The sequence below is a fragment of the Mesorhizobium sp. M7A.F.Ca.MR.148.00.0.0 genome, from assembly GCF_003997735.1.
Taxonomy (GTDB): domain Bacteria; phylum Pseudomonadota; class Alphaproteobacteria; order Rhizobiales; family Rhizobiaceae; genus Mesorhizobium.
Genome location: NZ_RZTB01000236.1, coordinates 1,472 through 2,837 on the forward strand (window position 1 = coordinate 1,472; position 1,366 = coordinate 2,837).

Below are 1,366 nucleotides of genomic sequence, written 5' to 3' on the forward strand. Positions count from 1 at the left end.
AGCTCGTTCGCGCAAACGTCCCAGAACCTCCTCGCGGACAGCCTCGGTATGAGCTCCAAGAGCCGGAACGGGGCGCAGCAAAGGGCGCTCAGAGTTGAAGATCGCCGCCGGCGCTATCGCCTCGATGGTTCCTTCGGGTGTTCCGACCTGCACCTTGCGAATGTGTGGGTGCTTTGAAACATCCGCGACTTCGTTCAGTCGGCCATATGCCAACCCGGCCGCCTCAAGCTCCTGCATTGCTTCGTGGCATAACAGTTCGGAAAACCGCTGTTCGATGATCTCATCAAGTTGCGCACGGTGACCGAGGCGCTCCATATTATCGGCGAAACCAGGTGTGCGTATAAGCCCCGGCTGCTTCAGGAACTTCTCGCAGAAATTCACCCATTCACGGTCATTCTGAACCGAAAAGATGACCTCTTTGCCGTCGGCACAGCGATAGGCGCCATACGGCGCGAGCGACGGGTGTTTTACGCCCGCGCGAACCGTGTGATAGCCGCCGTATTCGTTTTGAAGAACCGGCACGTTCATCCAGTCGGCGACGGCATCGAACAGTGACACCTGAATGCTGGTCCCGTCGCCGGTGACCTCGCGGTGATACAGCGCCTGAAGAATGGCACTGTGCGCTGTCATGCCTGCCGAGATGTCGCAAACCGACACACCCACACGGGCGGGCCCCTGTTGCGTCCCGGTGATCGCACACAGACCAGTTTCGGCCTGGACGATGAGATCATAAGCCTTCAAGTGGGAATACGGCCCCTGCTCCCCGAAACCAGAGATATCGCAGGTGATCAGCCGCGGAAAACGTCGACGCAGATCCGCAGACCCGAAACCCAATTTTTCGATACTGCCCGGCTTTAGATTTTGGATCAAAACGTCGGCACCGGCAATGAGCGTGTCCAGAACGGCGCGGTCCGCCTCAGATCTCAAGTCCAGACAGACCGACTCCTTACCCCGGTTGAGCCAGACGAAGTAAGCGCTCTGACCCCGCACCAACTTGTCGTAATTTCTGGCAAAATCCCCTTCGGGCCTCTCGATCTTGATCACCCGGGCGCCGGCATCAGCAAGGCGAGACGAAGCGTAAGGCGCAGCAACCGCCTGCTCCACGGCAACGACGGTGATCCCCTCAAGAGACTTCTGCATGCGACACCGTGTTTTCATCCAACGTTTTCGTTTTGAATTCGACGACGGTTCAGCATAGCCAGCAACCGATTTTGTTCGTTCCCAACTATTGAGAATGCCTCGTCGACACCCATTCCAGGCTTCGCAAGCATCATGTCTGCCTGGGTCGCCACCGATATGTGGACAGAAGCTTGGGCAGAGAGATCTGTCTCGGTACAGCTTCCTCCAACGTACGCGCCTACCTTGT

At 57.7% G+C, this 1,366-nt stretch carries 1 protein-coding gene and 1 pseudogene; both read right to left on the reverse strand.

Features of this window, described 5'->3' with window-relative positions:
* Positions 1-1,140 (reverse strand): CaiB/BaiF CoA-transferase family protein (locus EOB49_RS33435; RefSeq protein WP_206526183.1); only part of this gene is annotated, 1,140 nt, incomplete at its 3' end.
* Positions 1,141-1,154: 14 nt separating this feature from the next.
* Positions 1,155-1,366, reverse strand: a pseudogene (locus EOB49_RS33440) (methylaspartate ammonia-lyase); the annotation flags it as partial.